General features: G+C 53.4%; 26 protein-coding genes. 11 read left to right on the forward strand and 15 right to left on the reverse strand.

The window, feature by feature from the left end; translation table 11 throughout:
- Positions 1–68: 68 nt before the first annotated feature.
- The 3 genes from dacB to H6F67_RS09660 are packed head-to-tail and all read right to left on the reverse strand — an operon-like array spanning position 69 to position 2,896.
- Positions 69–1,487, reverse strand: coding sequence for a D-alanyl-D-alanine carboxypeptidase/D-alanyl-D-alanine-endopeptidase (dacB, locus tag H6F67_RS09650; RefSeq protein ID WP_190765723.1), 1,419 nt, complete (start codon positions 1,485–1,487; stop codon positions 69–71).
- The gene (locus tag H6F67_RS09655) at positions 1,484–1,861 is read right to left on the reverse strand and encodes a hypothetical protein (RefSeq protein WP_190765725.1); all 378 of its coding nucleotides are present in this window, start codon (positions 1,859–1,861) and stop codon (positions 1,484–1,486) included. Before H6F67_RS09655 ends, dacB begins: the two co-directional genes overlap by 4 nt.
- Before the next feature lie 9 nt (positions 1,862–1,870).
- Positions 1,871–2,896: a cation diffusion facilitator family transporter gene (locus H6F67_RS09660; RefSeq protein WP_242020574.1), complete on the reverse strand. Its 1,026-nt coding sequence runs from the start codon at positions 2,894–2,896 to the stop codon at positions 1,871–1,873.
- On the opposite strand from H6F67_RS09660, the gene H6F67_RS09665 reads away from it, so the two are divergent.
- Positions 2,867–3,253: a YidH family protein gene (locus H6F67_RS09665; protein ID WP_190765727.1), complete on the forward strand. Its 387-nt coding sequence runs from the start codon at positions 2,867–2,869 to the stop codon at positions 3,251–3,253. The genes H6F67_RS09660 and H6F67_RS09665 overlap by 30 nt on opposite strands.
- Positions 3,254–3,288: 35 nt before the next feature.
- Here the strand turns inward: H6F67_RS09665 and H6F67_RS09670 are convergent, their stop codons facing one another.
- From H6F67_RS09670 to H6F67_RS09680, 3 genes are all read right to left on the reverse strand, one after another.
- Positions 3,289–3,651 carry a nuclear transport factor 2 family protein gene (locus H6F67_RS09670; RefSeq protein WP_190765729.1) on the reverse strand — a complete coding sequence of 121 codons (363 nt, stop codon included), beginning with the start codon at positions 3,649–3,651 and terminating at the stop codon, positions 3,289–3,291.
- Between the two features lie 39 nt (positions 3,652–3,690).
- Positions 3,691–4,113, reverse strand: a complete 423-nt coding sequence (locus H6F67_RS09675) for a hypothetical protein (RefSeq protein ID WP_190765731.1) — start codon at positions 4,111–4,113, stop codon at positions 3,691–3,693.
- A gap of 86 nt (positions 4,114–4,199) precedes the next feature.
- Positions 4,200–5,999 carry a tetratricopeptide repeat protein gene (locus tag H6F67_RS09680; protein WP_190765733.1) on the reverse strand — a complete coding sequence of 600 codons (1,800 nt, stop codon included), beginning with the start codon at positions 5,997–5,999 and terminating at the stop codon, positions 4,200–4,202.
- 402 nt (positions 6,000–6,401) lie between these two features.
- Here H6F67_RS09680 and H6F67_RS09685 point away from each other — a divergent pair, with 402 nt between their 5' ends.
- A complete protein-coding gene (locus H6F67_RS09685; RefSeq protein WP_242020575.1) occupies positions 6,402–8,501 on the forward strand; it encodes a pentapeptide repeat-containing protein in 2,100 nt (699 codons plus the stop codon).
- Positions 8,502–8,759: 258 nt separating this feature from the next.
- On the forward strand, positions 8,760–9,122 hold the full coding sequence (locus H6F67_RS09690; RefSeq protein WP_190765737.1) for a hypothetical protein: 363 nt from the start codon (positions 8,760–8,762) through the stop codon (positions 9,120–9,122).
- Positions 9,123–9,145: 23 nt separating this feature from the next.
- On the opposite strand, the gene H6F67_RS09695 is transcribed toward H6F67_RS09690, so the two are convergent.
- Entirely contained in the window at positions 9,146–10,075 is a 930-nt protein-coding gene (locus H6F67_RS09695; RefSeq protein WP_190765739.1) for a methylated-DNA--[protein]-cysteine S-methyltransferase, read from the reverse strand.
- 175 nt (positions 10,076–10,250) lie between these two features.
- A complete protein-coding gene (locus H6F67_RS09700; protein WP_190765741.1) occupies positions 10,251–10,679 on the reverse strand; it encodes a peptidoglycan-binding protein in 429 nt (142 codons plus the stop codon).
- 291 nt (positions 10,680–10,970) lie between these two features.
- Between H6F67_RS09700 and H6F67_RS09705 the strand changes: the two genes are divergently transcribed.
- Together H6F67_RS09705 and H6F67_RS09710 are read left to right on the forward strand one after the other, a co-directional pair.
- Positions 10,971–11,573 carry an RNA polymerase sigma factor gene (locus H6F67_RS09705; protein WP_190765743.1) on the forward strand — a complete coding sequence of 201 codons (603 nt, stop codon included), beginning with the start codon at positions 10,971–10,973 and terminating at the stop codon, positions 11,571–11,573.
- A 171-nt stretch (positions 11,574–11,744) separates the two neighbouring features.
- Positions 11,745–12,050 carry a hypothetical protein gene (locus tag H6F67_RS09710; protein ID WP_190765745.1) on the forward strand — a complete coding sequence of 102 codons (306 nt, stop codon included), beginning with the start codon at positions 11,745–11,747 and terminating at the stop codon, positions 12,048–12,050.
- A gap of 18 nt (positions 12,051–12,068) precedes the next feature.
- On the opposite strand, the gene H6F67_RS09715 is transcribed toward H6F67_RS09710, so the two are convergent.
- Both H6F67_RS09715 and H6F67_RS09720 read right to left on the reverse strand, forming a co-directional pair.
- Complete coding sequence (locus tag H6F67_RS09715) at positions 12,069–13,184, reverse strand: aldo/keto reductase (protein WP_190765747.1); 1,116 nt, start codon at positions 13,182–13,184, stop codon at positions 12,069–12,071.
- 196 nt (positions 13,185–13,380) lie between these two features.
- Positions 13,381–13,881: a bifunctional nuclease family protein gene (locus H6F67_RS09720; RefSeq protein ID WP_190765748.1), complete on the reverse strand. Its 501-nt coding sequence runs from the start codon at positions 13,879–13,881 to the stop codon at positions 13,381–13,383.
- 392 nt (positions 13,882–14,273) lie between these two features.
- On the opposite strand from H6F67_RS09720, the gene H6F67_RS09725 reads away from it, so the two are divergent.
- Positions 14,274–14,969: a riboflavin synthase gene (locus tag H6F67_RS09725; protein WP_190765750.1), complete on the forward strand. Its 696-nt coding sequence runs from the start codon at positions 14,274–14,276 to the stop codon at positions 14,967–14,969.
- Between the two features lie 567 nt (positions 14,970–15,536).
- On the opposite strand, the gene lepA is transcribed toward H6F67_RS09725, so the two are convergent.
- Positions 15,537–17,339 (reverse strand): translation elongation factor 4, encoded by a 1,803-nt coding sequence (gene lepA, locus H6F67_RS09730; protein ID WP_190765752.1) that lies wholly within the window; start codon positions 17,337–17,339, stop codon positions 15,537–15,539.
- A 236-nt stretch (positions 17,340–17,575) separates the two neighbouring features.
- Here lepA and H6F67_RS09735 point away from each other — a divergent pair, with 236 nt between their 5' ends.
- Both H6F67_RS09735 and H6F67_RS09740 read left to right on the forward strand, forming a co-directional pair.
- Positions 17,576–17,821 (forward strand): hypothetical protein, encoded by a 246-nt coding sequence (locus H6F67_RS09735; protein ID WP_190765754.1) that lies wholly within the window; start codon positions 17,576–17,578, stop codon positions 17,819–17,821.
- A gap of 407 nt (positions 17,822–18,228) precedes the next feature.
- On the forward strand, positions 18,229–20,067 hold the full coding sequence (locus H6F67_RS09740; protein WP_190765756.1) for an ATP-binding protein: 1,839 nt from the start codon (positions 18,229–18,231) through the stop codon (positions 20,065–20,067).
- 11 nt (positions 20,068–20,078) lie between these two features.
- On the opposite strand, the gene radC is transcribed toward H6F67_RS09740, so the two are convergent.
- Complete coding sequence (gene radC, locus H6F67_RS09745) at positions 20,079–20,810, reverse strand: DNA repair protein RadC (RefSeq protein ID WP_190765758.1); 732 nt, start codon at positions 20,808–20,810, stop codon at positions 20,079–20,081.
- Positions 20,811–20,997: 187 nt separating this feature from the next.
- On the opposite strand from radC, the gene H6F67_RS09750 reads away from it, so the two are divergent.
- Both H6F67_RS09750 and H6F67_RS09755 read left to right on the forward strand, forming a co-directional pair.
- On the forward strand, positions 20,998–22,467 hold the full coding sequence (locus tag H6F67_RS09750; protein ID WP_190765760.1) for a glycosyltransferase family 2 protein: 1,470 nt from the start codon (positions 20,998–21,000) through the stop codon (positions 22,465–22,467).
- A gap of 238 nt (positions 22,468–22,705) precedes the next feature.
- On the forward strand, positions 22,706–23,269 hold the full coding sequence (locus H6F67_RS09755) for a hypothetical protein (protein WP_190765762.1): 564 nt from the start codon (positions 22,706–22,708) through the stop codon (positions 23,267–23,269).
- A 3-nt stretch (positions 23,270–23,272) separates the two neighbouring features.
- Here the strand turns inward: H6F67_RS09755 and H6F67_RS09760 are convergent, their stop codons facing one another.
- On the reverse strand, positions 23,273–24,337 hold the full coding sequence (locus H6F67_RS09760; RefSeq protein ID WP_190765764.1) for an LOG family protein: 1,065 nt from the start codon (positions 24,335–24,337) through the stop codon (positions 23,273–23,275).
- Between the two features lie 256 nt (positions 24,338–24,593).
- Between H6F67_RS09760 and H6F67_RS09765 the strand changes: the two genes are divergently transcribed.
- On the forward strand, positions 24,594–24,863 hold the full coding sequence (locus H6F67_RS09765; protein WP_190765766.1) for a hypothetical protein: 270 nt from the start codon (positions 24,594–24,596) through the stop codon (positions 24,861–24,863).
- Positions 24,864–24,869: 6 nt separating this feature from the next.
- On the opposite strand, the gene H6F67_RS09770 is transcribed toward H6F67_RS09765, so the two are convergent.
- Both H6F67_RS09770 and trxA read right to left on the reverse strand, forming a co-directional pair.
- Positions 24,870–25,256 carry a hypothetical protein gene (locus H6F67_RS09770; RefSeq protein WP_190765768.1) on the reverse strand — a complete coding sequence of 129 codons (387 nt, stop codon included), beginning with the start codon at positions 25,254–25,256 and terminating at the stop codon, positions 24,870–24,872.
- A gap of 1 nt (position 25,257) precedes the next feature.
- Positions 25,258–25,581 carry a thioredoxin gene (trxA, locus tag H6F67_RS09775; protein ID WP_190765770.1) on the reverse strand — a complete coding sequence of 108 codons (324 nt, stop codon included), beginning with the start codon at positions 25,579–25,581 and terminating at the stop codon, positions 25,258–25,260.
- Between the last annotated feature and the right edge of the window lie 103 nt (positions 25,582–25,684).

Consider the following 25,684-nt stretch of genomic DNA (forward strand, 5'->3'; position numbering starts at 1 on the left):
GCCGTGCGATCGCTAGCCTAAGCGCAAACCGATCGATCGCCCTCTTCACCCCGACAGAACTTTGCACATCAATCGTCACAGGCTTCTAGCTGTGCCAGTTGCAGCACGATCGCATCAACAGAGGGACGCACTTCGCGCACAGGCACATCAAAGTGATTCACCAAAATGCTGAAGGCGATCGGCTCGTAATTGGGCGGATTGAGATAACCAGAAAGCGCTGCCACGCCGCTGATTGCTCCGGTCTTGCCTTGCAGCCGACCTTGCGCGATCGTGCCCTGAAAGCGATTGACCAGCGTTCCACTTTCTCCGGCAACGGCAAGCGAATTGCGATAAACAGTGGAATCCGACATGGCTTGCAGCGTTTGCACGATCGCCTCCGGTGTCACCAAATTGTGGCGCGACAAGCCCGACCCGTCTGCTAAGTCGAAGCCTTCCGGGTCAACACCAATTTGGGAAAGTGTGGATTCGATCGCGGCAATTCCCGCTTGCAACGGCGAATCGGTTTCCGGCTGAGCGGCGATTCCTACCTGTCGCAGCAGCGACTCGGCGTAGAGATTGTTGCTTTCTTGATTGGTGGGGATCAAAAGTTGGGAGAGGGGCGGAGAGTCGATCGCGGCAATTTCAATTTCGTTATCGGGTGGCGAAAGCCATCGATCCGCGAGGCCAACGCCTTCGGGAAGCGAAATACCGACACTTCTCAAGGCGATTTGCCAGCGATCGAGAAAATACAGCGAGGGTTCAGGGACAGAAAGCGATGTTTCATCAGCAGGCGAATCAACCTGTAGCTGTCCGCGAATGCGTTGGCGATCGACCTGAATAAATTCCGGTTCAGTTGCGGCCACCGTGAACGATTGATTTTCAATCAGGTTGAACAATACAGCGCCAAACTCGTTGTTCCATTCTAGGCGCAACGGATCACCGATCGCCTGTGGAATCAGCCGCAGCGTCACGGCATTCTCGTTCACAATGAAACTCGACACTGGAGCAGCATAGCCATAGGGCAGATCGCCAGCTTCCCAACTTGGATTGATCGGCTCGGCTGCGAAAGTGCTTTCGTCCAAAATCATGCTGTCGATTCGCCGGATGCCGCGATCGCGAAGTTGGGTGGCAAGCTGCAAAAGCTGATCGTCCCCAACGCTCGGATCGCCTCGTCCAACTACTCGCAGCAAATCCTCTGACTGATAAACCGAGGTGCGAATGCGGTAGTCTGCGCCAAGCTGCGTCAGGGCGGCGGCAGTTGTGAGCAGCTTGACATTCGAGGCGGGAATGAAAAATCGATCGCTCTCCTGAGCATAAAGCGATTCACCGTCGAAGGTTTGAATCGAAATGCCCCAGCGCGATCGATCGAATTTTGCTTGCTCAGTGGCGATTCCATCGGCAAGCTGGGCGGGACAAATGCCAGCCTGAGCAGGAGCAGCGATCGCCAGCGTGAGAACGGGGAGAAGGGCGATCGATACCGTAACGGGAGCGCTTCGCGATCGCTTCACGACAATTTTTCTTCCAGCGGTTTACAAAAATCTTCAATGCCCGTTTTGAGCACAAACAGCGCGACGGGCAACGCCAACCCTCGCGGCATCGAGGTTTCTGTTCGCAGAATTTGCAGCGCAGGCTCGATCGAGTCTCCCGCGATCGCTTGCCGAAATTCTTCGCGGCAAATCACCGTCCGCCAGCGTTTCGCCAAACCTTCCAGCCAGCGTTCCGACTCATCGGGTTCCTGGCCGACGCGCAAGGCAAGCGCGATCGCCGCATCTTCAAGGTTGCCTTCGCAGTCTTCGATCATGTCTAACGCTCGCAGCGCGTCTTCATCACCTGCCAGTTCCGCTCGATATTCAATAATTTCAACAGAAGTCAGTGTTTCCATAGATTCATCTTATTCTCGTAGCGATCGATCTAGCTGCTGATCGTCCCATGAAATCGGGTCTTCGATCGGCTCTAGATGCGTTGTGACGTGCGTGTGCGGCAGCGCTTGAACGATCGCCAATTCGATTTCTTCAAGTAAATTGTGACCACGCTGAACCGTCCAGTTTCCGGGGACAAGCACGTGAAACGACACGAAGCGCCGCGATCCGGACTGGCGCGATCGCATCGCATGAAACTCGATGCCCTGATCCGCATACCGAGTCAGAATGTCGAGAATCAGCGTTTGTTCGTCGATCGCCAAGGCTTCATCCATCAAGCCCGACCCGGTTTCGATCATCAGCCGATAGCCCGCCCACACAATATTGATCGCCACTGCGATCGCAATCAGCGGATCGAGAATCAGCCAGCCTGTCCACTTCACCAGCAGAATTCCGATGATTACGCCGATCGAAGTCCACACATCCGTCAGCAAATGGTGAGCATCGGCGCGGAGCGTGATCGATCGCAGCCTGCGACCCGCCCGCAGCAAAATCCAGGCAACACCGCCATTAATTGCAGTTGCCAGAAGTGAAAGCAGTAAGCCGAGGCCGATTTGCTCGATCGCTTCGGGATGCAGGAGGCGATCGATCGCGGCAACCGCAATGCTGATCGCCGCCACGACAATCAACGCGCTCTCTAGCCCACTGGAAAAATATTCCGCTTTCGAGTGGCCGTATTGATGTTCGGCATCGGGCGGCTTGGCAGCGAGTGAGAGCGCCCAAAATGCCACCAGCGCAGCCGCTAAATTCACGCCCGATTCCAAAGCGTCGGAAAGCAAGCCAACCGAGTCAGTGAGATGGTAGGCAGCAAATTTTAGCGCGATCGTGGCAACCGCAGCCGCGATCGACAAAATCGTGTAGGGACGAGCGGCAGAAGCACTCATGGAGCCGACGGCAAAATACTGAATGTCGATCGTACCGTACAGCGATCGCCTCAGCTTGGTATCCTCCTCACAGGAGGAAGCATCATGACAAGACTCGATCGACAGCGCGAACATCAAGCCAACGAGCGCACCTACTTGGCCTGGCTGCGGACTTCAATTTCGCTGATTGCGTTTGGTTTTGCGATCGCCCGATTTGGCTTGTTTCTGCGGCAAATGCAGCCTCAGGCAATGACGACGCTGCCGCGATCGGAGCTTTTAGGCATGAGCTTGATTGGGTTGGGCATTGCCACGATCGGACTGGCCGCCTGGCAATACAACCGCGCCTACTGGCAAATTGAGCGCGGCAACTATCGGCCCACTCGCTGGGTGATTTGGATGATTACGATCGTCGTCATCCTGCTGGGTAGTTTGAGCCTGCCGCTGCTGCTGCCACCTGATCAGCCTCCGCCGCCTTCAGGTCGGGAACCGTAGCGATCGCTTTACTCAGCCCGACTTGGCCTACAGCTTTACAAAACTCGACTCACGTGGCCTGCGACAATTTGCCAGCGGCCTTGCGGCTGTGCCCAAACGCGAGTGTAGCGATAGGTTCCGGTTAAATTTTCGCCTTCGTAGGTTCCGGCCAGTTCAGTTTTCACCGTGACGATCGCCACCTTGTCATAAATCTGCACCTGCCGCTCTAGAAACTTCACAGCCGTTAGTTTTTCGCTGCCAGAGCGGTGCGCGTCCAAATCCATTTGCTTGTTGGCGAGTGCCCCTGTTGGCAGGGTGAAGACGAGATCGTCTGCGATCAGTTCATCCAGAGCGGCAACGTCGCTGGCGAGCATGGCTTGTCGCAACCGTTCTTCTAATTCGGCGATCGCGTCTTGCATTGGGATTCACCTGTGCTCAGCATTCGCAGCTTAGCACGCTTAATTTCCTTGCGAAATCGACAGCGTAAACGGATGATTGCCCTGCGATCGATCGCCCACAAAAATAGAGTAAGTCCCACGCTCCCAAACGCCCGGAATCTCGACCGCGCCTTGCGAGAAGCGATCGGCCATGACGCATTGCGTTCTGCCATTGGAGCCTGTCACCATCAGCGTTGGCTGACCGCTGCCCTGCACACTGAACCGAAGCGAGGTGAAATCTTCGGTGACTCGAACGACCTGCGTGGGCGTACTGGAAACATAGCCACAATCACCAGACTGGCCGCCGCTGGCGCTGCCGTTGACGACAACGTTGGTGCTCAGCGGCGTTTGAATCGGATTGGCGATCGCCGTTCCAGACAAACCGAGTGCAAGAGCAATTGCAGTCGGAAGCGCGAACCAGTTTAACGGTCGGAGAGTTGCCATTGGTTGATAACAAGTTTTGTTACAGTTCGATCGTAGCGAGCGGACTTTGGGGCGTGTCCGAATCTGTGACAGTTCCGCAAGTGGGGTTACTGCTGATATTGCCGGATCAGTTCGGGCAGATGGTCGTAACCATCGACACCAATTACCGAGACGATCGCGGTGCGATTTTGCTCCAGCATTTTCATAAAGTTTTCTTCACCCAGTTGCCCCTGCCAAACTGTTAGCAGTCCGGCAGACTGCCGCCAGCGATTCGAGCCGCTTTGTTCTAATAAATACATTCCCAAACTGGCGGTGAGAATGCTTTGCTGCGAATTCTTCTGCTGCCAATAAGCTTCGCCCAAATAAGCAAGATTCAAGCCTTGCAGATACAGATCGCCCGTAAACTGTGCCGCCTGCAAGCCGCGCCCAAGCTGCTCGATCGCCAACTCCGATCGCTCCAAAACCACATACGCAATTCCCAAGCTGCTGTGGCACAAGGCTTGACTGGCGCGATCGGCTTGGCGTTCGGCCAGCTTCAAGCCCTGCTCTAGATAGCCGATCGCGCTTTCGTAGCGATCCGGGTCGGGATATTCGCTTTGCTGCGCCTGCAACACTTCGCTGTAGCCTAAATTGGCGAGGGCGTTGGCTTCTCCGATCCGATCGCCTGCCTGCCGACTGAGGACGACGGCTCGCTGTCCGTAGCGAATGGCGCTTTCGTAGTCGGTTTGGGCAACGGCAGCGCGGCTGAGGTGGTTGAAGTTCGCAACTTCGCAGACGCGATCGCCTGCCTCACGCGCCAGATCGATCGCCTGCTGATGAAACGCATCCGCTTCGCGCAGGCGGCCTTGAATTCGCGCTGAATAGCCCAGGAGCGTGAGGATTCTGGCTTTTTCCTGCGTTCCTTCTGCTCGTCTGAGCGGTTCATCAAGATAGCTGAGCGCATCCCTGAGCGATTCACCAGAAAATGAAGCGAACACGCCGCCATACAGCGGGAAGTAGTCGCGCTGGGCAAACTGTCGCAGAATTTGCAGCGTCACCTGAAAGCAATCATCTGCAATTCGACTGGAGCCGCTGGCAAGCTGCGACCAAATCACGGCAAAAGCAAGATACGTGGCGATCGACAATTTTGCACTTGATTTCGCGTCGTAAAGCTGCTTGTCAAACCAGCGCACCAAGCCTTGCTGCAACCGCTGCATCGTAACGAGCAGTTCGACAAAGCTGCCAGCATCGATCGGATTGTGGCTTGCCCATTCGCTCGGTGATTCGTTGCGAGCAAGCGCTTCAAACAGCGATCGCAAAATGGGTCGATCCACCTGTTTTGCCCAGGTTCGCCAGGGATTCGGCTGCTCGGTGCTGCCTGCAAAGCCGATCGATCGCGAGTCATACATCCAGCTAATTAAATGATCTTCGAGTCGTTGCCAGGCGACGATGCCGTGCTGCAAACCGATCGCGATGTCTGAAGAATCCGGATTGGAACTTAACGTTTTAGCAAGCTGCTGAAGCTGCGGCAGTTCGATCGCCTGTGGCTGATTCGGATCGAGCGCACGGACAATGGCGGCGATCGCATCGTTGCTCGATTGAATTCCCGTTGCGATCGTGCTGACGATTTGGCTGGCTTGAGTTTCTGTTTGCCAGCGCTGCCATTCGCCCTGAATCGTTTGCAAGGCTCGCAGTCGGCGCTGAGCTTTCGCCTGCTTGAGTTCGTCGGCAATTTGCGCTTGGGCTTGAGTTTCACTGAGACGCGATTCGAGCGCACGCTCAAAAATTTCTCCGGTTCCAGTTTCGACTTGCGCGAGCAGCAGTTGATAGACCTGCGCTTTCGATCGAATTTGTCCTTTAAGCGTGGTCTGCACAATTTCATCGATCAGCGTCAAATAGCGATCGCGGTAGGAGGAAATTTCATTCATTAGCAATAGCGGCAAGAAATACAACGGTTTTTTAACAATTGAACTGTCTTCGAAAGGCAATATTTCAACTGCGATGAAATTGTCAAAAAAGTTATCGCAGTTTGGTCAATGGCAGCTACACTATACGCACAGCTTTTGTAGCATTTTTCTTGAGTTTGAGGTTAGCTTGCTTTGCCACACCCCTTGATTTCGATCGTAGCGAACGCGATTCGCTTTGTTAACGCTTTCACATCGACACGGCAATGATCGATCGCCCATTGAAACAGTTGCATCGATCGCAGCTTTGCATCTCCTCGCAAACTCAAATTGGCATGACGGCTTGTTGTTTGTTGCATCCAGAGGCATTTTTTTATGGCGAGTCCAACTTTTAGAAGTGGAACCGCTCGAACGAGGAGCGTTCAAATGGTTCGATCGCATCGCCTCGTCACGCTGCCGCTCAGCCTACGCAGAGTTGGCGCTTGGGCGATCGAGATCACGATTGTCGCCGCGAGTGCGATCGTGCCGCTGGAGTTAGGACTGGTTGCCAAAACGCACCACACCGGAGAACTCGCACCGCTCAATCCGGTTTTGAGCGCGACAGAGGAAGCCATTGCTGAAACGCTGGCGATTCCGATTGGCGATGAGAATCAGCAGGTTGCGCCGCTCACGAATTTGCTGTGGTCGGGTGCGATCGTGCTGCCGATCGTGCTGGCCGGATCGCAACTTTATCTGCTGGCAAAAACGGGCAGCACCTTACCAAAACGCTGGTTTGGCATTCAGGTGACAACGGCAACGGGCACACCGCCCGGACTGGCAAAAGTGCTGCTGCGCGAAGGCGTAGGACGCTGGGGATTGCCCGTTGGCACAGCTTATCTAATCTGGCGCTACAGCGGGGCGTTTCCCGGTTTGGGCATTCTCGCCAGCTTAAGTGCGCTGCTGCTTGTGGGAGAAGCGGCGATCGCATTGTTCGATCGCGACCGCCGCACAGGACACGACCGGATCGGCGGCACCTATGCGATCGATGCGTTTTCCCCGATCTGGCAGCCTGTCGAACCGCCCTTACAAGCCGTTGTGACGGAAACAGCAGACGATTGGGTGGATGGCGCGATTACGGCGATCGTCTTGCCGCCCGAACCGCTGCCGCGCCAGCAAGGGCTGTGGCTGTGGATGCGTCATCATCCGGGAACTGTGCTCGTGGGCGGTTCGATCGCTACGGTTGGACTGGTTTTAGGCACGTTCGTCGGCACGCTGCTCTATATCCAAGGACAAGCCAACGATCGCGAAATTCGTCAGCAGCGCGACCAGATGTTTCTGGCGATCGTCAATCAGCTTGCCACGAGCGATCGCTTGTCTGAACGGCAAGCGGCAGTGTTGACGTTGGCCTCGATCGACGATCCGCGATCGCCTGCCTTGCTCAGCGATTTGCTCGCTCAAGAAACTAGTTCCACAATGCTCGACGCGATCGAGCAAGCCTTGGTGAGTTTGGGAACCGAGACGCTGCCCGCTCTGCGAAAACTCAATCAGGCGATGCGATCGGAATTTGCTTCTGCACAGGGCACGTCGCAGGCAAGACTAGCCGCGTTGCGCTTGCGAACGACGCAGCAGGCGATCGCCAAAATCCTCACGATCTACAGCGGTCAACTGCCGCGCCTCGACCTAAGCCGCATCGATTTAGGCCAAACCAACCAGCCTGCATTTCGTCTGGTTCTCGATCAAACGGATTTGTCGAGTTTGAATTTTCGCAGCGCAAGATTGGCGGGCGTCAGTTTGCGTGGCACTCGCTTTTATGGCCGAGGCAAAGACGATCGCTGGGGCACATTTGACGATGCGATCGCTGATCTGAGCGGCGCGGAACTCAAGCAGACCGATTTAACCGGAGCAATTCTAAGTCGGGTGCGGCTCGATCGCACCAACTTCACAAATGCCACGCTGAATAAAGCAGATTTGAGCCATGCGCGATCGATCGCGGGCAACTTCAGCAACGCCAGTCTGGTCGGTGGCAACTTGCAGCAGGCCGTTCTGGAGCGGGCGAGCTTCACCGGAGCCAATTTGGGAAATGCAAACTTCTCGCAGGTGAATTTGCAAGCAGGCATGATCTCTCAGGCGCAGGCGATCGCCACGAATTTTACCCGCGCGAATTTGCGGCAGTCCGATTGGCGCGAAGCCGATTTGTCGCGCAGCAATTTCACCGAGGCCAATCTCGACAATGCCGACTTAAGCGCGGCGAATTTGCAAAACGCCAACTTCACAAACGCCAATTTGCAAAACGCCAATCTGACCGGAGCCGATTTGAACGGCGTCAACTTCAGCGGAGCCAATTTGGACGGAGCCGATTTTCAAGACGCGATTTTTGTGCCTGCGCCGCCCGTGCGATCGAACCAGTTCATCCAGACCGATCCGCAATATGAAGTCACTGCCGCGCTCAAAGGCGTAGATTTCACTCGTGTCCGCAATCTCAGCCGCGAACAAGTCGAATACATCTGTGTGCAAGGCGGCATTTATCCGCGCTGTCCTGCTCCTTGAGCCGTGCGGTCAACGAAGCCAACATTCTGCTGCCGACCATTCAACAGAAGCGCGATCGCTTTGCAGCATCAACTTTATTAAATGAAAAAATTTTTGTAGTGTAGCAACCTTCTCAGGGCATAGATTCGGTGTAAAAATGAAGCATTCCTTGGTGGTGTCGAGCAGTTTCACCATTGCGAACGACGCCTGTCATCTTCCAAACTAAGGCGTCTCTGACAAATTGATTCGATCGCAAAGCCATTCAGCAAGGCTTCTCCCATGACCAATATTCCTCCGGCTTACGCGAACGCCATTTTTGGAGCGGCCATTTTTGATCTGAGCGGCCTGCCCAAAGCTTATTTCGCCACCCAAGAAAGCCGCGATAGCGGCTGGGTGCAAACGGTCTTTCAGTCGCTTGGCCTCCAGTCACTTTTGCTGTCGTCACTTCAGCTTGAAGGCTTTCGCTATGCTCGCATTCACGGCAACGACCACTGCGCGATCGTCGTCAAGCAGCGAGCTTGCTACACGGCGTTGCTGCTCGATCGCAATCTGCCCGAAATCAGCAGTTCCACCTTTGTCAAGTGGGTGCAGGAGTTTGAGCCGCAGTCGCTCAAGGCCGATTCCCGCTTCAGCATGGCGTAGGCGCGAGCGCATCTTGACCGCACTTAAACTGGCGTTAAGCCCTCAAGCGTCAGTTGCTCACTGTCTGTCTGCTGACACGGTTCGGCTGAGCAATCACGTCCAAGCTCGCCACTCGATCGCCCCGCTTCCCAGCCCAGCATCATGCGTTTGCGATCGAGTCCCCAGCGGTAGCCGCCGAGTTCGCCAGAAGCACGGATGACGCGATGGCAGGGAATCAGGTAGGCGATCGGATTGTCGCCCACTGCATTGCCGATTGCTCTTGCCGCTGTTGGACGGTTCAGCCTTCCCGCTAAAGACTGGTAGGTGGTGAGATCGCCAAAGCGCACATCCAAAAGCGCTCGCCACACTTGAATTTGAAAATTTGTGCCTTTGACGTGGAGCGTCAGCGGCGGTTGCAGTCCGGCAGGCTGAAAGATTTGAGCGGCGATCGCTTCCGTCACCGTCGGATCAAAGTGAATTTCAGCATTCGGCCAGTCCTGCCGCAGCAGCGTTTCTGCGGATCGATCGGCATCGAGAAAATGCAGGTTGCAAATGCCTCGCGCCGTCGTTGCGATCAGCGATCGACCAAACGGCGAATCGTGCAGGCCATAGCGAATTTGCAGCCCTGCCCCGCCCGACTTGAATTCGCCCGGAGACATCGCCTCCAAATTCACGAACAGATCATGCAGCCGTCCGGGACTCGACAAACCCAGATCGATCGACAGATCCAGCAAATTTGACTGGGCAATTTTGCGCTTGGCCTGCTCGATCGTCAAATTTTGCAAAAATCGCTTGGGGCTGATGCCTGCCCAGCGCGTAAACAAACGCTGAAAGTAAAATTCGCTCAGGTTCACCTGCTGCGCGATCGTTGCCAAATCCGGCTGGCTGATCTGATGCTGCTGCAAAAAAGCGATCGCCTGCGCCATGCGCTGATAGTCTTCCGGATTCAGATTTGCCTCACTGCGAGCGTTCATAGCAAGTTGAATAGAAATGCTCGCTTACTGTAGACGGAAACGGCGAGGAAGAGCCACCCGATTGTTGCGATCGAAGACAGGAGGCAGAGGGGGTATGGGCGAAGAGAGGTGATTCGCGACTTTACGGGGTTGGAGGTACCTGTTCCCCAGACCTCTTACCCTCTGCCTCCTGTCTTCAGCAAGTTGACCAAATTTCCGCGCTGATAAAGTTGCGAATCCAGCGATTGGTAGGGAGCGATCGCAACTGTTTGATCGCTTCTTGGGTGCGGGGGCCGCAGACGCCATCGATCGCACCCGTATACAGTCCTTCTTTTTGCAAAACCGTTTGAATTTCGACTGTTTCTGTTTGGCTGAGGTTTGCCTTTTTAAATCGCTCTAGCTGTAGAGCAACCTTCAATTTATGCTGCTGTTCCTGAATAAAAACAGGATCGATCAAATCAAGCTCGTGGGCAACCAGATGATCGGCTTCATCCAGCAGCAGATTGAGCATAGGTTCTTGCTCGGCCTGCTGCAAAATTGCACCCAGGCGATTGGCTTCGGTTTCGGTCAGCTTTGACTGAATGGACAAAGTGCAATATTCGCGGACAATGGGCTTGTATTTCATTAGTTCCTGTAGGCTTAGTTCAGTCTTCATTGCCTCTTCTGCTCGTTGATTTTCCATTGAACTGCATCACTCCTCGCGAAGCTGAAATAAATCACTATATGTATAGTGTTAAGCACTGGCGCAAGTGTGACAGGTCAAACGTAAAGTTTTGGTAAAGGGAAGCGGAAATTCAATTAATCCAGGTGAGGGCTACTTTCAATGTGGTTTGGCGCGATCGCAAGTTGAGTGTTTCGTGACTGTCACATTCTCTGGTTTGGGGTCACTAGGTTGTAAATCAACTTTTTTCCATTTATGCACAACCCCTCGCAGCATTCGATCGACGATGAGTTTGATTCGCTCATAGAAACACTTTTGTCCGCTGATAGCCCGCTGTCCTATTCATTTCTTTCGTCTATTCAAGCGTGGCTGCGCCAGTTTAATATTGCGTCGCGGGTTGAAGCATCTGAGGTTTTGCATGAAGCTTACCTGCGAGCCAAAGCTGCTCGAAAAAAAGGAGAAATCATTCGTTCTCCTCACGCTTGGTTACGGCGAGTGTGCTTCAACATTGTGCGCGAACAGCAGCGGAAACTCGGAAAGTATCAATTAGCTGAGGTGGAAATTTTAGAAGATCGGTATGGAAGGATACACACCGATCAGCAGGTGAGCAGCGAACTACTGGACGATCGCATTCAGGTGATGCTGGATGCCTTTTTGATCTTGAAGCGCAACAATCCTGAAAGTGCTGAACTGCTGCAACTGAAAGACTGTGAAGGCATGTCTTGGTTAGCGATCCAAGCTCATCTGACTGCGAGCGGCAGCAATGCGCCCAATGTTGACACGCTGCGGCAACGCTGTACTCGCGCTCGCAAACAACTCAGACAGATTTATCACGAAACCGAGAAAGCAAGCGTTTAATTCATTCGGGGCAATGTGCGATCGCACGACGTGAAGCTGCAATCGCCCGACTGCTGAGAACTGCGAATGACAGCTTCAGCAGAATTATACGAATTTAAAGAGTGGTGAGGGCAGATAGGGCAGCAAGAAAAAAGGGATAACCCGTAATCGAAGCAATCATCGGAGCAGTTAGTGGATGGAGTAATTGATCGATTTTGGTTTGCAGGTGATGAAGGGCTTCAAATGTTGCTCAAAATTATCGTGTGCACCGTTGACCCTGATTTAGCGAGATCCCGCTTCATTCAACGAGGCTTATCTGATCCAAAAAGGCTTAAATTTCACGGTGATTGGGACGTTTGCACCGCTCAAAGGGGCATCGAATTACCACTTAAAAACTATAATCCACCACTTTTATCTTTTCCGACGATCGAAGTTGATACAAGTGATGAGTATTGTCCGAATTTAGATGATATTGAATCATTTTTGCGAAAGGATTAGAGCGATTGAATTGTCAGTCTATTCCCAGAGGCGGCGGCGGGGCGAACTCTTGAGGCGATCGTGAGCATCTTTAAGCAAAAATGGAATGTCTAGCTGTTCGGGGCAGCGCGGCAGACAGTCACCGCAGTCCGTACAGCGATCGCCCCGACGCCCCGGAAACCAATGTCCGGCATTCTCAAACATGCCGTAGCGATATTGTCCGTAGGCCGTCATGTCGTAGGCGAGCGCCAAATTCCGCAAGCGCAACACTTCAGGAATCTGAATTCCCTCTGGGCAAGGCAGACAGGCAAAACACTGACGACAGCGATCGCTCATGCTGTCCTGCTGGCGCTCCAATTGGCTTAGCGCTTCCAGTTCACCTGCTGTCAAAGCACCGTCTCGATCGGCCATGCTCAGCGGCCAGTCAAGTTCCTGCGGCTCGGCGGCTCCCACGCTCAGTGTTGTAATGCGTCGATCGCTGAGCAAAAATCGGTAGTTCAATTCCAGCGGCGAAAACGGTTCACACAGCTTTTCAAGCGTGGGCGGCGGTGTGTAGAGCAGGCCGCCCTTGTCCGCAGGCGAAATGATGAAGACGCCCATATCAAGCTGATGCGCTCGATCGATCGCCGCCCGATTGCGTTGAAAAAAATAGTTGTAGTGCAAATTGACAAAGGCAAACTGTCGCGTTTCGATCGCCGCCAAAATCAATTCCAGCGGTGCGTGAGTCGAAAAGCCGACATGGTGAATTTTTCCCGCCGCGATCGCCTCGCGTACTGCCTGCATACAGCCATCCGCCCGGTTCACCCAGTCCAGATGCTCCCACGTGTTCAGTCCGTGAATGGCGAGACAGTCGATCGACTGGACGCCCAATCGAGCCAGCGAGCGATCGATGTTTTGCCGCATCGGTTCGGCATCCGGTGTCGGCAGCAGCTTAGTGGTCAGATAAACGGAGGGCGGACGGAGCGAGCGGAGCGCTTCTCCCAACAACTGCTCGCTGTTGCCGTAGCCGCTGGCCGTTTCGATGTGGTTGATGCCCAATTCGAGGGCGCGATCGATCGTTTGCTTGGCATTTTTCGCTGAGGCCAAATAGCGCATCGTTCCCAGCGAAAAAATTGAGAGTGACAGATTCGTTTGCCCGAAGCGACGATAGCGCATGATTGAGTGTTGGGGATCGAGTGCCGGGTGTCGGCTGCTTTCCCAACCCCTAGAATGTGTTAACAGCCATCGATCCTCCCCGACCCTCCTTAGCAAGGAGGGAGTCGAACCACCGCTCAAAATCCCCCTTACTAAGGGGGATTTAGGGGGATCTCCACCGGAAAATTAAGCGACCAGAAGGGTTTAAGACACACCCCTAGTCGCTGTTCCGCTTCGGTTTGCGCCCGGTGAAATCTTCAGGCCGCAGGTTTGATAGAAAATCGCGAAAGGCTTGACGCTCGGCTTCGTCGGCATCGCGATCGACTGGAATTGACGCTTCGGCCACAACTTCTTCAAGTACCCAGATCGGGCTGCGGGTGCGGAGGGCAAGCGCGATCGCATCGCTGGGGCGCGAATCGATTTCTTTGCGAGCTTCGCCGTTTTTCAGCATCAAGCTGGCGTGATAGGTGTTGTCTTCAAGCGTGTGAATCACGACGCGCTCCAGCGTCATGTCCCACGCTTCCAAAATGTTGACGAGCAAATCGTGCGTCAGCGGGCGCTGCGGCGCTTGATTTTCCAGAACCATCATAATCGACTTGGCCTGGTCTTGGCCGATGAAGATGGGCAACTGGCGGCGATCGGTGGCATCGCGCAGCAGGACGATGGGGCTGCGTGTTTGGGCGTCCACCGCAATTCCAGCGACCTTCATTTCAATCATTGATCTAGCCTCTATCCGATGTGCGAGAAAGGAAAGCAGTACATCAACTGGGCAGTTTGTTCAAATTGAGCTTCTGTCTTGAACGATAGCCGATGAACGAGCGGCATAAAGTGATCGAGCGATCGTTCTGTTAAAGATTTGGCAAAAATCAATTCCTCCCACCAGCATCACAATTCATAGAGGCTTTACTAAAAGTGAACTTGAATTAGCGGTTTGAAGCGGTTTGCCTCGCCTTGCTGCCTGAGCGATCAAACTCAGTGAGCAGCTTGAGGGTATTGAACTCCAGTATGCCCTGAACTGATCGACTCATCTTGAATCTGGGTCGGAATCTTTGACGAAAAGATACACTAACAAACAGGGCAAGCTGTGTACTAGTCTAGCGAGTTCGCATCATGTTTACCGGATTGATTCAGGCGATCGGCACGCTCAAACCTTGGAGTGCCGAAGAACTTCAAATTTCCTGTCCGGGTGCGGCGGGTGCAGCCCTGCTGAAGGAAGCGGCGATCGGCGACAGCATTGCCGTTGATGGCGTTTGCCTCACCGTCACGCAATTGATGCCCAGCGGTTTTTTGGCAGCAGTTTCGCCGGAAACGCGCGATCGCTCCACGTTGGGACGCGGCAAAACCCACGTCAACCTCGAAGCTTCTTTGCGTGTCGGCAGCAAGCTGGGTGGACATTTCGTCACAGGCCACGTCGATGGCATCGGCCACCTCGAATCGAGCGTTCAAACGGAAAACGCTTGGGTGATGACGTTCACGGTCACGGATGGCCGCGTTTCGCGCTACATCGTCCCGAAAGGCAGCATTTCGGTGAACGGGGTCAGCCTGACAGTGGCGGACTGTGATGCGATCGGCTCTTGGTTCTCGGTCGCCGTGATTCCGCTCACCTATGCCGAGACAAATCTGCAATATCTCGAAGCGGGCGATTCGGTCAACCTGGAAGGGGATGTGCTGGGCAAATATGTCGAAAAGTTTTTGCGAATGTCAAACGGCGGCATTGCAACGGCTCAGCTTGAGACAGTCATGGCTGGCTCGGCTTCACGCGATTCGATCACACCAGAGTTTTTGATGGAAAACGGCTATTTGTAGGGCAATCGCTTCTCACAAAGGTTGCCAAAAATGCTAAAGGTCTAGCGATTTGCTAGACCTCGATAGGAGTGATTGAGTTTGGTTCAATGCAAAAAAGCGATGAAGTGAAATTGAACCAGGTTGATCGGACAAACGTAGCGAATCGAACGATCGAAAAAATCACAACTAAAGTGAACGTCAAATGCACAACAATTCAAGTTCGATTAAACCGCAAATCTCTGTAGGAGACTATACTGTGGGCAATCACAATTTCGCCTAATCAAAGAGAGCAAAATAAAAGGCGATCGCGCTACCTCCTGAATGGGTAATTAAAACAGAAATCGAATGTTGTGTTCGGCTTGAGAGCAGGAGGCGCAGGCTCTAGACCGAGGAAGTTTGGAGTTGAATCTTTTCTCTTGCGCCTATTGATAAAGTAACACCCAAACCGTATTGCAGCACACTCAATTCACTAAGATTTACACGACTTGATAGTTAGCAATTTCAATCGACACAGTTAATTACAGTCAAGGCGATCGAGCAAGCGATCGCCTCGTAATTAGGCAGCGATTTTTCCACCGAAAGCGGCTTCTACAGCTTCAGAACGGCCATGAATGCTTCTTGCGGAACATCGACCGTGCCGATCGCCTTCAGGCGTTTCTTTCCCTTCGCCTGCTTCTGCAAAAGTTTTTTCTTGCGGCTGATGTCGCCACCGTAGCACTTGGCGAGAACGTCTTTGCGGAGAGCGGGAATGCTTTCGCTGGCAACAACGCGAGAACCGATCGCCGCCTGAAGTGGAATTTTGAACTGATGGCGGGGAATGAGTTCTTTCAGCTTTTCAACGAGGGCTTTGCCGACGTAGTAGGCTTTGTCGCGATGCACGATCGTCGCCAAAGGATCGACCGGATCGCCGTTAATCAACACGTCGAGCTTGACGAGCGGATTTTCGCGATAGCCAATCAGGTGATATTCCATGCTGGCGTAGCCGCGCGATCGCGATTTCATCTGGTCAAAGAAGTCAGTCACCACTTCGGCAAGGGGAATCTCATACATCAAGGTCGTGCGGCCTTGGGTGAGATACTTCATGTCTTTGAACTGGCCGCGCCGCGTTTGGCTTAGCTCCATTAGCGTTCCGACATATTCTTCGGGCGTGATGATATCGACTTGAACGTAAGGTTCTTCGATCTTTTCGCGATATTGCGGGTCAGGCAACATGCTGGGGTTGTCGATTTCCAGCACTTCGCCGTCGATTTTGGTGACGCGATAGATAACTGAAGGTGCGGTGGTGATCAGATCAAGGTCGTATTCGCGCTCTAGCCGCTCTTGGACGATCTCCATGTGCAGCAGTCCCAAGAAGCCGCAGCGGAAGCCAAAGCCCATTGCGCTCGACGTTTCTGGCTCGTACTGCAAGGCGGCATCGTTGAGGCGCAGCTTTTCGAGAGCTTCGCGCAGATCTTCAAACTGGTCGGCATCGGTCGGGAACAATCCGCAGAACACCATTGGTTTTGCTTCGGTGTAGCCCGGAAGCGGTTCTTTGGCACGAGCGTTCGCGAGAGTGATCGTATCGCCGACGCGAGCATCTTCAACCGATTTGATTGCGGCTGCGAGATAGCCGACTTCGCCTGCGTGGAGTTCGTTGACTTGAATTTGATTGGGTGAGAGAACGCCGAGTTCGTCAATTTCGTATTCTTTGCCCGAAGCCATCAGACGGACGCGATCGCCCTTCTTCACCGTGCCATCCATGACGCGGAAATAGACGATCACGCCGCGATAGGGATCGTAGTAGCTATCGAAAATCAAGGCGCGCAGCGGTTCTTGCGTTGTGTCTTGTGGCGGCGGAACCAGATAGACGATCGATTCCAAAATTTCATCAATGCCGATGCCTTCTTTGGCCGAGGCAAGAATGGCGCCGCTACAGTCTAGTCCGACAATTTCTTCGATTTCGCCTTTGACGCGATCGGGTTCGGCTCCGGGCAAATCGATCTTATTGAGAACCGGGATGATTTCGAGGTTGTGTTCTAAAGCAAGATACACGTTTGCCAGGGTTTGCGCTTCCACGCCTTGTGAAGCATCGACGACGAGCAGCGCTCCTTCACAGGCAGCGAGCGATCGCGACACCTCATACGAGAAATCGACGTGCCCCGGCGTGTCGATCAAATTGAGGACGTATTTCTCACCGTCGCGAGCGGTGTAGTTCATCCGGGCGGCTTGCAGCTTGATGGTGATGCCGCGTTCGCGTTCGAGATCCATCGAGTCGAGGAACTGCTCTTTCATGTCGCGATCGTTCACCGTCCCGGTGGTTTGCAGCAGGCGATCGGCCAGCGTCGATTTACCGTGATCGATGTGAGCGATGATTGAGAAATTGCGAATGCGCGAAACGGGTACGTCTGTCATAGATCTTCTGCGTCGTCCTGTTACACATTGTAATTCTTCTTCAAACGAATCCTCTGACAGGCCGATTTTTTTGTTGATTTGTGGCGATCGTCAAGCTTTAATACGCAGGCGATCGAACTTCGTTGATCTCTGCTTTGAAAAGCGTAGAATCACAAATAGAATCCGTCGCTGACGCGATGGCGTTTTTTCGCGCTGATGGATTCAATTCACCTTCGCGAAACAGTGGATAAGACAACATGAACGACGCCGTTCCACCAGAGCAGTCACTGCCCAAACCGTCGCAGCCGAGCCGCGTCGATATTTCAATCAACATTGACGCAGAACTGCTCGACCAGATTTCTCATCTCACCGCCGATCCCAGCAAGGTGATCGAAGTAGCGGTGCGTCAATGGCTCAGGGGCGGGTCGCGCCGCGATGACGACCTGACGCGATCGATGCAGCGCAATGTGCCTGTTCCGCCGCGTGGCGAATGGAATGATTAAGCTGGACAAAATTCGATCGAGGTTCATCGTTTTTTTACAAACAGTTAAATTTTCTCCTGAAATTGCCGTGTTTCCACGCAATTAATAGTAGAAAGCAGCGACCTCATGGTTGAATCATGTCTGGGACAGGGTGAATCTTGCCTAGGGAACCTCGCTCGATCGGCGTAAATTGCTCATTCGACTGCGTGCGAGCCAACTGCAAGCGAGCGGCAAATCGGTTCAAGCTGAGTAGAATCCACAATCGCTGAAGCGAGCAGTTGAGATAAGCTGCTCAATTCGCAGCCACAGCGCGAATTGAGCAGCGGATCGCAGCGGCAATTTGTTTTAATGAACATGAATGCCTGCTTGAACCAAACTTTTCGATCGATTTCTCTCTTCGTCCTTTCGTCTTCAGTGCTGTAGTATTAATGACTTCGCCCAGCGACTTTTCTCCTTCGCTGTCCAACGGCTTCACCGCAAACGCATCAGCGGCGGAGCAACCCTTCGATCGCAGCGAAGCTTCCGGCTCAAATACCGACCTTGTATTGACTCAAGATGCGACAGGCCGCTATTTGTCGTTTTTTTGGCCTGCCGCCGCTCAATACGGGTTAGAGCCTGCCAGATTGATCGGACGATCGATCGACCCGCAGTTTGGCCCGGTCGCTCCGCAGTTTTATCTAGAGCGGGTTCAGCGTGCCCTCGATTTGCTGCTGCCTGAGCAGTTTCAGTGTCCGTTTTGCTTTGCGGGACAATATTTTCTGTTTAACTTGGTCGTCAGCCCGATTTTGCTGCCGCAGGGTCAGGCGCATCAGGTGGTCGTGGTCGGACAACTGCACGATCGCCTGACGGAATCGCAAGCGCAAACTTTGGCGCAGGTGGCCGCCTGTCCCGCCGTTTTTGCCAGCTTCGATCGCTACCACAAACTGCTGACGCAAATTACCTGGGACATTCGCCGCACGCTTGACCTCGAAACGATCTGGCAACGGGCAGTCAATGGACTGGGCGAAGCGCTGGCCGTTTCGCGCTGCGTACTTTGCACTCATACTCCAGGCGAGCCGCTGCGCGTTGTCGCCGAATATCTACAGGCAGGCTTGCCCTCGCTGCTGGGTCAAGAAATTACACCCGGCACCTATCTCAGTCGTGCACTGACCACGACGCGCCCGATTACCGTTCCTTCAGAAGAAATCAATCCGGACGATCTGCCACATCCGGTTTTGGCGATCGCCACTTGCTACCAAGACCAGCCAAACAGCCTGATTTTGCTGCATCAGCTCGATCGCGGATCGGGTGTCCAAGGCGATCGCCAGTGGCACGAAGCCGAACTGGAACTGCTGCGCGAGCTGGCCGATCAGGTGGGGACAGGCATTGCTCACGCCACGCTATTTGCCGAGAGCAACAGTCTCGCTGCCGAACTGCAAAAAGCGAACGACAGCTTGATGCAGCAGCACCAAGAACTCGAAGATGCCCGTGCCTTTGCCGAGGAAGCGTCACGGCTCAAAAGCGAATTTTTAGCCAACACCTCGCACGAACTGCGGACGCCGCTCAACGGCATGATCGGCTTTTTAAAGCTGATTATGGATGGCATGGCGGACGATCCCGAAGAGCAAAACGAATTTCTCCAAGAAGCGTATCGATCGGCAGTTCACCTGCACGACATCCTCAACGACATTCTTGACATCGCCAAGATCGAAGCGGGCAAAATGCAGCTTGACCTCAATCCCGTCCGGCTTGACGATCTGCTCAGCGATGTCGAAGATTTCACTCGTCCGCTTGCCCATCAGAAACACCTCAGCTTTGAAATCCGCCTGCCTGCCACTCGCGATGAGGTTGTCCTGCTCGGCAACTATCAGCGCTTGCTGCAAGTGATGCTCAATCTGGTCGGCAACGCGATCAAATTCACGCATGAAGGCGGCATTACGATCACCGCCGAAGTGATTGAGAAGAAAATTCTGGGACACAATCAAGACCAGCCGAGCGCGGTCAAAATCAGCGTAGCCGACACGGGCATTGGCGTCTCGCTCGAAAAGCAAGACAAGCTGTTTCAGTCGTTTAGTCAGGTGGACGGTTCGCGGACGCGGCAGTATGGCGGCACAGGCTTGGGGCTGGCAATTTCGCAAAAGCTGGTCGAAGCGATGAATGGTGTCGTTAACTTCTACAGCATGGGCGAAGGTCTTGGATCGACCGTTACCTTTACCGTGCCGCTCTATCAAGACCCGCTGATGATTACTGCCCAAGCGCCCGACACGATGAATCTGCTGACTCAGTAGTTCTGCGACCCTCAATCACCCTGCGGCAATTCTTTCCACAGCGTAGTCGTCTGCCGCAAACTCAGGTGATTGCCGTTGCCCAAAATCAGATGATCGAGCAGCGGAATTCCCAAAAATTGCCCGCCTGCCAGCAGTTGACGAGTCAGGGCAATATCTTCGGGACTGGGATCGACGCTGCCCGATGGATGATTGTGAGCGACGATCGCTCGCACTGCCCCCTGCCGAATCACTTCGCGAAAAATATCACGCGGATGCGCGATCGTTTCGGTGGCCGTGCCGATGCTGATGATTCGCGTTCCGATCAGCCGATGCTTGATATCGAGCAGCAGCACGGCAAAGCGCTCTTGCGACTGCCACATCAGATCGCTACTTAAAAGAGAAGCGGCGATCGCAGGATCATCCACGATCGGACGTTCAGACGGACGCGAATGGAGAACGCGCTTGCCCAGTTCGATCGCGGCCAGAATCGTCGTGGCTTTGGCCGGACCAACGCCTTGAATGTCCATCAGTTCTTGAGCGGTAATATCGCGCAAAGCAGCCAGCGGATCGCGCTGGTCTTCTGCTAGCTTCTGCAAGATAAGCTGTCCCAACCCGACTGCCGAGAGCTTGCCTGCGCCTTGACCTGTGCCCAGCAAAATCGCGATCAGTTCAGCCGTTGCCAAGTTTTTTGCGCCGTGCGACATCAATCGTTCGCGGGGACGTTCGCTAGTGGGTAAATCGGTAACTCGAAGCGTGTAGGTCATCAGCGGAAATCAGGAACGAAAAGCGGGAAGGGAATGCGCTTCCTTTTCTCTAGTTATCCCGAATTTTTTCTCCAATCGATCGCGGCGGGAATTCTGACAACGACAACGCTCTAAGGGTAATCTGAGGGGGGAAGCATCATGCCATGCTTCATGCAGAGATTTGATCAGGAGGTAGACCGAACCGCTTATGGCGAACAACTGGCGCGATGACGACGATTTTTTGAACGAACTGGAGCCGATCAGTTCGCTGACCGTAGATTTGGCGGAATCGGCAGATCTCAATCGCCACTATTATCGCGGCCTGCCCGGACGACGGCGCAAAGCTGCGGTTGCAATCACGGTCGTTTGGAGCGGCACGATCGCCTTGCATCTCGTCTCTTGGGGCTACTGGTTCGTTTTTGGACTGACGGCACTTTTGGGCATTCAGGCCTTGCGAATTGTGCTGGCGCGTCCGCTCGTTCCACCCGATCCGATCGACAGTGACGATCCGGCAGACTATCCGTTTGTGTCGCTGCTAGTTGCTGCCAAAAATGAGGAAGCCGTCATTTCAGCCTTAGTCGAAGATTTGTGCAGCCTTGACTATCCCAGCGATCGCTATGAAGTCTGGATCGTCGACGACAACAGCAGCGATCGCACCCCAACCGTCTTGAAGCAACTGGCACAAAACTATCAGCAGCTTCAGATTATGCGGCGATCGGCAGATGCAACAGGCGGCAAATCCGGCGCACTCAACCAAGTTTTAGAACTGACGCAGGGCGAAATTCTCGCCGTATTCGATGCCGATGCACAGGTGACAAAAGACTTGCTGCGGCGGGTTGTGCCGCTGTTCGATCGCCCCACTGTCGGAGCCGTGCAGGTGCGAAAAGCGATCGCCAATGCCCGCACCAACTTTCTTACGCGCGGCCAAATGGCAGAAATGGCCGTAGACAGCTACATGCAGCAGCAGCGGATTGCGGTTGGCGGCATTGGCGAACTGCGCGGCAACGGTCAGTTTGTCCGACGGGCGGCACTCGATCGCTGCGGCGGCTGGAACGAGCAGACGATCACGGACGATCTCGACCTCACCTTGCGACTGCATCTCGATCGCTGGGACATCGATTTTGTGCTATTTCCTGCTGTGGCCGAAGAAGGCGTGACGCGATCGATCGGTCTGTGGCATCAGCGCAGTCGTTGGGCAGAAGGCGGCTATCAGCGCTACCTCGACTATTGGCGCTTGATCGTCCGCAACCGCATGGGACTGGGCAAAACCGCCGATCTGTTTAGCTACTGGCTGATTCAATACATTCTGCCGACTGCCGCCGTTCCCGATTTTCTCATGTCGATCGCCCGCAGTCGTCCGCCGATTCTCACGCCTCTGAGCGGTTTGGGCTTCAGCCTATTTCTGTTTGGCATGTTTAGCGGACTGCGCCGCATTCAAACGGGCGAACCGCACGAACCCGCGATCGCAGGCGTCACAGGTTCCGTCACCGTGCCGTCGCGCTGGATCACCCTCTTGCAAACGCTGCGCGGCACGATCTATATGCTGCACTGGCTGATCGTGATGCCCGCAACAACGGCGCGAATGTCTGTTCGGCAAAAGCGGCTAAAGTGGGTGAAAACGGTGCATCACGGTTCAGATTGGCTGGACGTGACTGAATCGCGATCGCCCAAATTCTAATTCAACAACAAACGAAAAATCTTCACAGGAACAGTCAACCTGTGAAGATTTTTTATGACGATCGCGCAAAATTTTTTAACAGAAACTCGCTGATCTCAAGAAAAATATCTGTAAAAATGAATGGCACGATTCAAAGCAGAAAATGAAATTAATCCGATTCGTTTTAACAGCCTGTGTCGCGATTCCATGCACTAAATTTCTTTTTACAAAAGGCTCAATCTTTTTTGACAATCAGGTTGTGTTTTCTTCTCAATCGATCGCACCTGTCGTAGTTGCAACATCTGCTTCCCCAACGCCAACTCCGCCAGCTTTGAAAACTTGGCGCGATCGAGTTCAAGAAGTAGCGCGATCGGGTGGTAGCCAAGATTTATTTCAGGGAAAAGGCGATCGCCCATTTCTTTATCCAAAAGACTATGAATTGCCCGAAGAATACTACAACGGCTTGGCGTATTACATCATGGGTGCGAGTGGAGAAAGCTACATCATTTACAAGCAGGGATTATCTGCTCCACCGCTGCCGCGAGAATGGTGGGGAAGCACAATTGAAATTGAGTCGGATGTTGCCGAAGCAGCATTGCGATCGGGTCAAGCAATTAGTCTTTCTCAAAGCATGAGTGCGGGAACGTTTAGTACTTTGACTCCTCCTGGTTCAGATCAATTTCTGGTATTTAATGCAGACGAAGCAGATATTTCACAAGTCACCTTTTTAGAGCAAGGAATTTCACTGAAATCAACGACGTTGAGCGTTGAGGAGATGAAGCGGATTTTGCGATCGGGCAAACCGATTCCCGTGCAGCCTTAGTAGCTATTTCTGTTCAGGATGATCGACGATCGGCGAGGCAGGTGCAAGCTGATTGAGGTGGCGAATCATCTGATAGAGACGACCATAATCGCGCTGATTGAAATACATTTTCAGGCAAGGCAATGAATCCGAAGCGGGATCGCCAGATTCCGGTAGAGAAACGCTTTTTTCGATTTTGCCTTTGACTAAAAGATCGCTAAATTCCTGGTTTAGCTGGTCAATATTTTCGTCGGAAAGTTCGGTTTTTAGCCGCAAAATCAGTTGGCCTTGCGTAAAGCGATTCGAGTGATAAACGCGATAGAAATTCGAGATTTCATCGCAGGCGACATCGAGGCGATCGGTAATCGTAAACAGGCTGAAATCATCCGCGCTCACCAAACCGCGCTGAAGCAAATGTTTTTGCACATAGTCATACCAGCTATGCCAATAGTCGCCGCCGGGTCGATCGATCAGCACCAAGGGCACAAAATGCGACTTGCCCGTTTGCACCAAAGTTAAACATTCAAACGCTTCATCTTGTGTGCCAAAGCCGCCCGGAAATAAAGCGAGCGCATCACTTTCGCGCAGAAAAAACAGTTTGCGCGTAAAGAAATACTTGAAGTTAATTAGCTTTGGATCCCCTTCAATGAACGGATTGCTGCCCTGCTCAAACGGCAGCAAAATGTTGAGTCCGAATGAATTGGCGGCTCCGGCTCCTTCATTTCCGGCCTGCATAATGCCTGGCCCGCCGCCTGTAATCACCATGAAGCCTTGCTGAGTGACGCAGCGAGCAAAGGCAACGGCCATTTGATATTCGGGCGTTTCGGGCGAGAGGCGAGCCGAGCCAAAAATCGAAATTTTGCGCGTGTGGCGATAAGGATAAAGCGCTTGAAAGGCTCGCTTCATGTCCAACAGCGAGGCCGACAAAATCTTCCAGTCCAGGCGATCGGCTCCGCCTTCGGCTAATTCGACGATCGTTGATAATGCTTGCTGAATCAGCGCTCCATGTCGATGTGCGGGCAGTTGCTGAAGCAGTTCATTCAAGTCTTGCTGTAGCGACTCAAGACCCGAATCGGAAGATAAAGTCATGAACACCAGCCAAACGGACAGCACCCTATTGTATCGACAAATCTAGAAACTTGTCTAAACATTAAAGCTTTGTAGTAGGCGATACAACTTTTGACGAGTCAATCGTTTCCAAGCTCAGCAAATCTCGCTGATGGCAGAGAAAACTGCGCTTGAAGTTCGCTCCCTTTAAGAAAGCAAACGAGCGAGAGCGATCGCCCATTTGATGCGGCTCGATCGCTGCAAATTGCCAAACAGACTTAATTTGCAGGAGGAATCGATGAAGAAATCAATGTTTTTTGCAGGTGCGATCGGACTGTTGCTGGTACTCGGCGCTTGCGACACGAATACAAACAGTGGTGCAGGTAATGGCGCAACCGATGATCCTGGCACAACTGACACAACAGGCGGCGCAGGCGGCACGACAACAGGCGGTGCAGGAGACAGCGGTGCAGGAACAACAGGCGGCATTACGGGTGAGACGGGTGGTGGCCCAACGGGTAGCCCAACCACCACACCGACCCCGACCGCAACGCCTTCTCCGCAGTAGTCGCAGTTAATCTAAATAGGAATGACGCATTGCCAACCCGCAAATCAATTTCCAAAGCTCATCGCTCCAGTCCCAAAAACTGGCGATCCCGTAGGGATGCCGGAACGGACTCGCGAGGATCAACCCAATTGAATGGGTTTGCGCTTTCAACCGGAACTTGACACGGCCTCTGCATCTTGTGAAACTACAAAACCCGCAGCCGCTCATTCCGTTCAGTGATCGATTCTGGTTGGCTCTGGTTTTAAACGGGGGAACTACTGAAGATGTCACCGAAGGGTGAGAAATTTGCCCTTCGCTGACGCGCATAAAAAGCTCGACTTCCACAACGAAGTCGAGCGAGATATCGAGCTTGGTTTTGGCGATCGCTGCGCTGAGGCGATCGAGAAACTGCAACTTAGAGATACTTTTCGAGCGTGTTCGCCAGCGTGGTTTTGGGCACCGCACCGACGACCATATCAACGCGCTGACCACCTTTGAAGATCATCAGCGTCGGGATGCTGCGAATTCCATATTTGCTGGCGACGCTGGGATTGTCATCGGTGTTGACCTTGACGACCTTGACCTGACCGGAGTACTGTTCAGCAATCTCATCGACGACCGGAGCCACCATTCGGCAGGGGCCGCACCAAGGCGCCCAAAAATCCACCAGAACGGGGACATCGCTTTCAAGTACTTCTTGATTAAAAGTGGAATCTGTAACTTGTGCGGCTGCTGACATGCCTGAAAATTCCTTGCCTAGGTTATGAATCAAAATTTTACCATAGCGAAAATGTCGCCGCAGAACCAGCAGGGCTATACATTCAGATACATTTTCGTCAGTC

The sequence above is a fragment of the Microcoleus sp. FACHB-1515 genome (genome assembly GCF_014696105.1).
GTDB lineage: Bacteria > Cyanobacteriota > Cyanobacteriia > Elainellales > Elainellaceae > JAAUTJ01.

Bases quoted from the DNA above. Each gene is read 5' to 3' on its own strand.
- H6F67_RS09655 (WP_190765725.1), bottom strand. From the start codon at position 1,861: ATGGAAACACTGACTTCTGTTGAAATTATTGAATATCGAGCGGAACTG.
- H6F67_RS09665 (WP_190765727.1), top strand. From the start codon at position 2,867: ATGACAAGACTCGATCGACAGCGCGAACATCAAGCCAACGAGCGCACC.
- H6F67_RS09660 (WP_242020574.1), bottom strand. From the start codon at position 2,896: ATGTTCGCGCTGTCGATCGAGTCTTGTCATGATGCTTCCTCCTGTGAG.
- H6F67_RS09670 (WP_190765729.1), bottom strand. From the start codon at position 3,651: ATGCAAGACGCGATCGCCGAATTAGAAGAACGGTTGCGACAAGCCATG.
- H6F67_RS09675 (WP_190765731.1), bottom strand. From the start codon at position 4,113: ATGGCAACTCTCCGACCGTTAAACTGGTTCGCGCTTCCGACTGCAATT.
- H6F67_RS09680 (WP_190765733.1), bottom strand. From the start codon at position 5,999: ATGAATGAAATTTCCTCCTACCGCGATCGCTATTTGACGCTGATCGAT.
- H6F67_RS09685 (WP_242020575.1), top strand. From the start codon at position 6,402: ATGGTTCGATCGCATCGCCTCGTCACGCTGCCGCTCAGCCTACGCAGA.
- H6F67_RS09690 (WP_190765737.1), top strand. From the start codon at position 8,760: ATGACCAATATTCCTCCGGCTTACGCGAACGCCATTTTTGGAGCGGCC.
- H6F67_RS09695 (WP_190765739.1), bottom strand. From the start codon at position 10,075: ATGAACGCTCGCAGTGAGGCAAATCTGAATCCGGAAGACTATCAGCGC.
- H6F67_RS09700 (WP_190765741.1), bottom strand. From the start codon at position 10,679: ATGAAATACAAGCCCATTGTCCGCGAATATTGCACTTTGTCCATTCAG.
- H6F67_RS09705 (WP_190765743.1), top strand. From the start codon at position 10,971: ATGCACAACCCCTCGCAGCATTCGATCGACGATGAGTTTGATTCGCTC.
- H6F67_RS09715 (WP_190765747.1), bottom strand. From the start codon at position 13,184: ATGCGCTATCGTCGCTTCGGGCAAACGAATCTGTCACTCTCAATTTTT.
- H6F67_RS09720 (WP_190765748.1), bottom strand. From the start codon at position 13,881: ATGATTGAAATGAAGGTCGCTGGAATTGCGGTGGACGCCCAAACACGC.
- H6F67_RS09725 (WP_190765750.1), top strand. From the start codon at position 14,274: ATGTTTACCGGATTGATTCAGGCGATCGGCACGCTCAAACCTTGGAGT.
- lepA (WP_190765752.1), bottom strand. From the start codon at position 17,339: ATGACAGACGTACCCGTTTCGCGCATTCGCAATTTCTCAATCATCGCT.
- H6F67_RS09735 (WP_190765754.1), top strand. From the start codon at position 17,576: ATGAACGACGCCGTTCCACCAGAGCAGTCACTGCCCAAACCGTCGCAG.
- H6F67_RS09740 (WP_190765756.1), top strand. From the start codon at position 18,229: ATGACTTCGCCCAGCGACTTTTCTCCTTCGCTGTCCAACGGCTTCACC.
- radC (WP_190765758.1), bottom strand. From the start codon at position 20,810: ATGACCTACACGCTTCGAGTTACCGATTTACCCACTAGCGAACGTCCC.
- H6F67_RS09750 (WP_190765760.1), top strand. From the start codon at position 20,998: ATGGCGAACAACTGGCGCGATGACGACGATTTTTTGAACGAACTGGAG.
- H6F67_RS09760 (WP_190765764.1), bottom strand. From the start codon at position 24,337: ATGACTTTATCTTCCGATTCGGGTCTTGAGTCGCTACAGCAAGACTTG.
- H6F67_RS09765 (WP_190765766.1), top strand. From the start codon at position 24,594: ATGAAGAAATCAATGTTTTTTGCAGGTGCGATCGGACTGTTGCTGGTA.
- trxA (WP_190765770.1), bottom strand. From the start codon at position 25,581: ATGTCAGCAGCCGCACAAGTTACAGATTCCACTTTTAATCAAGAAGTA.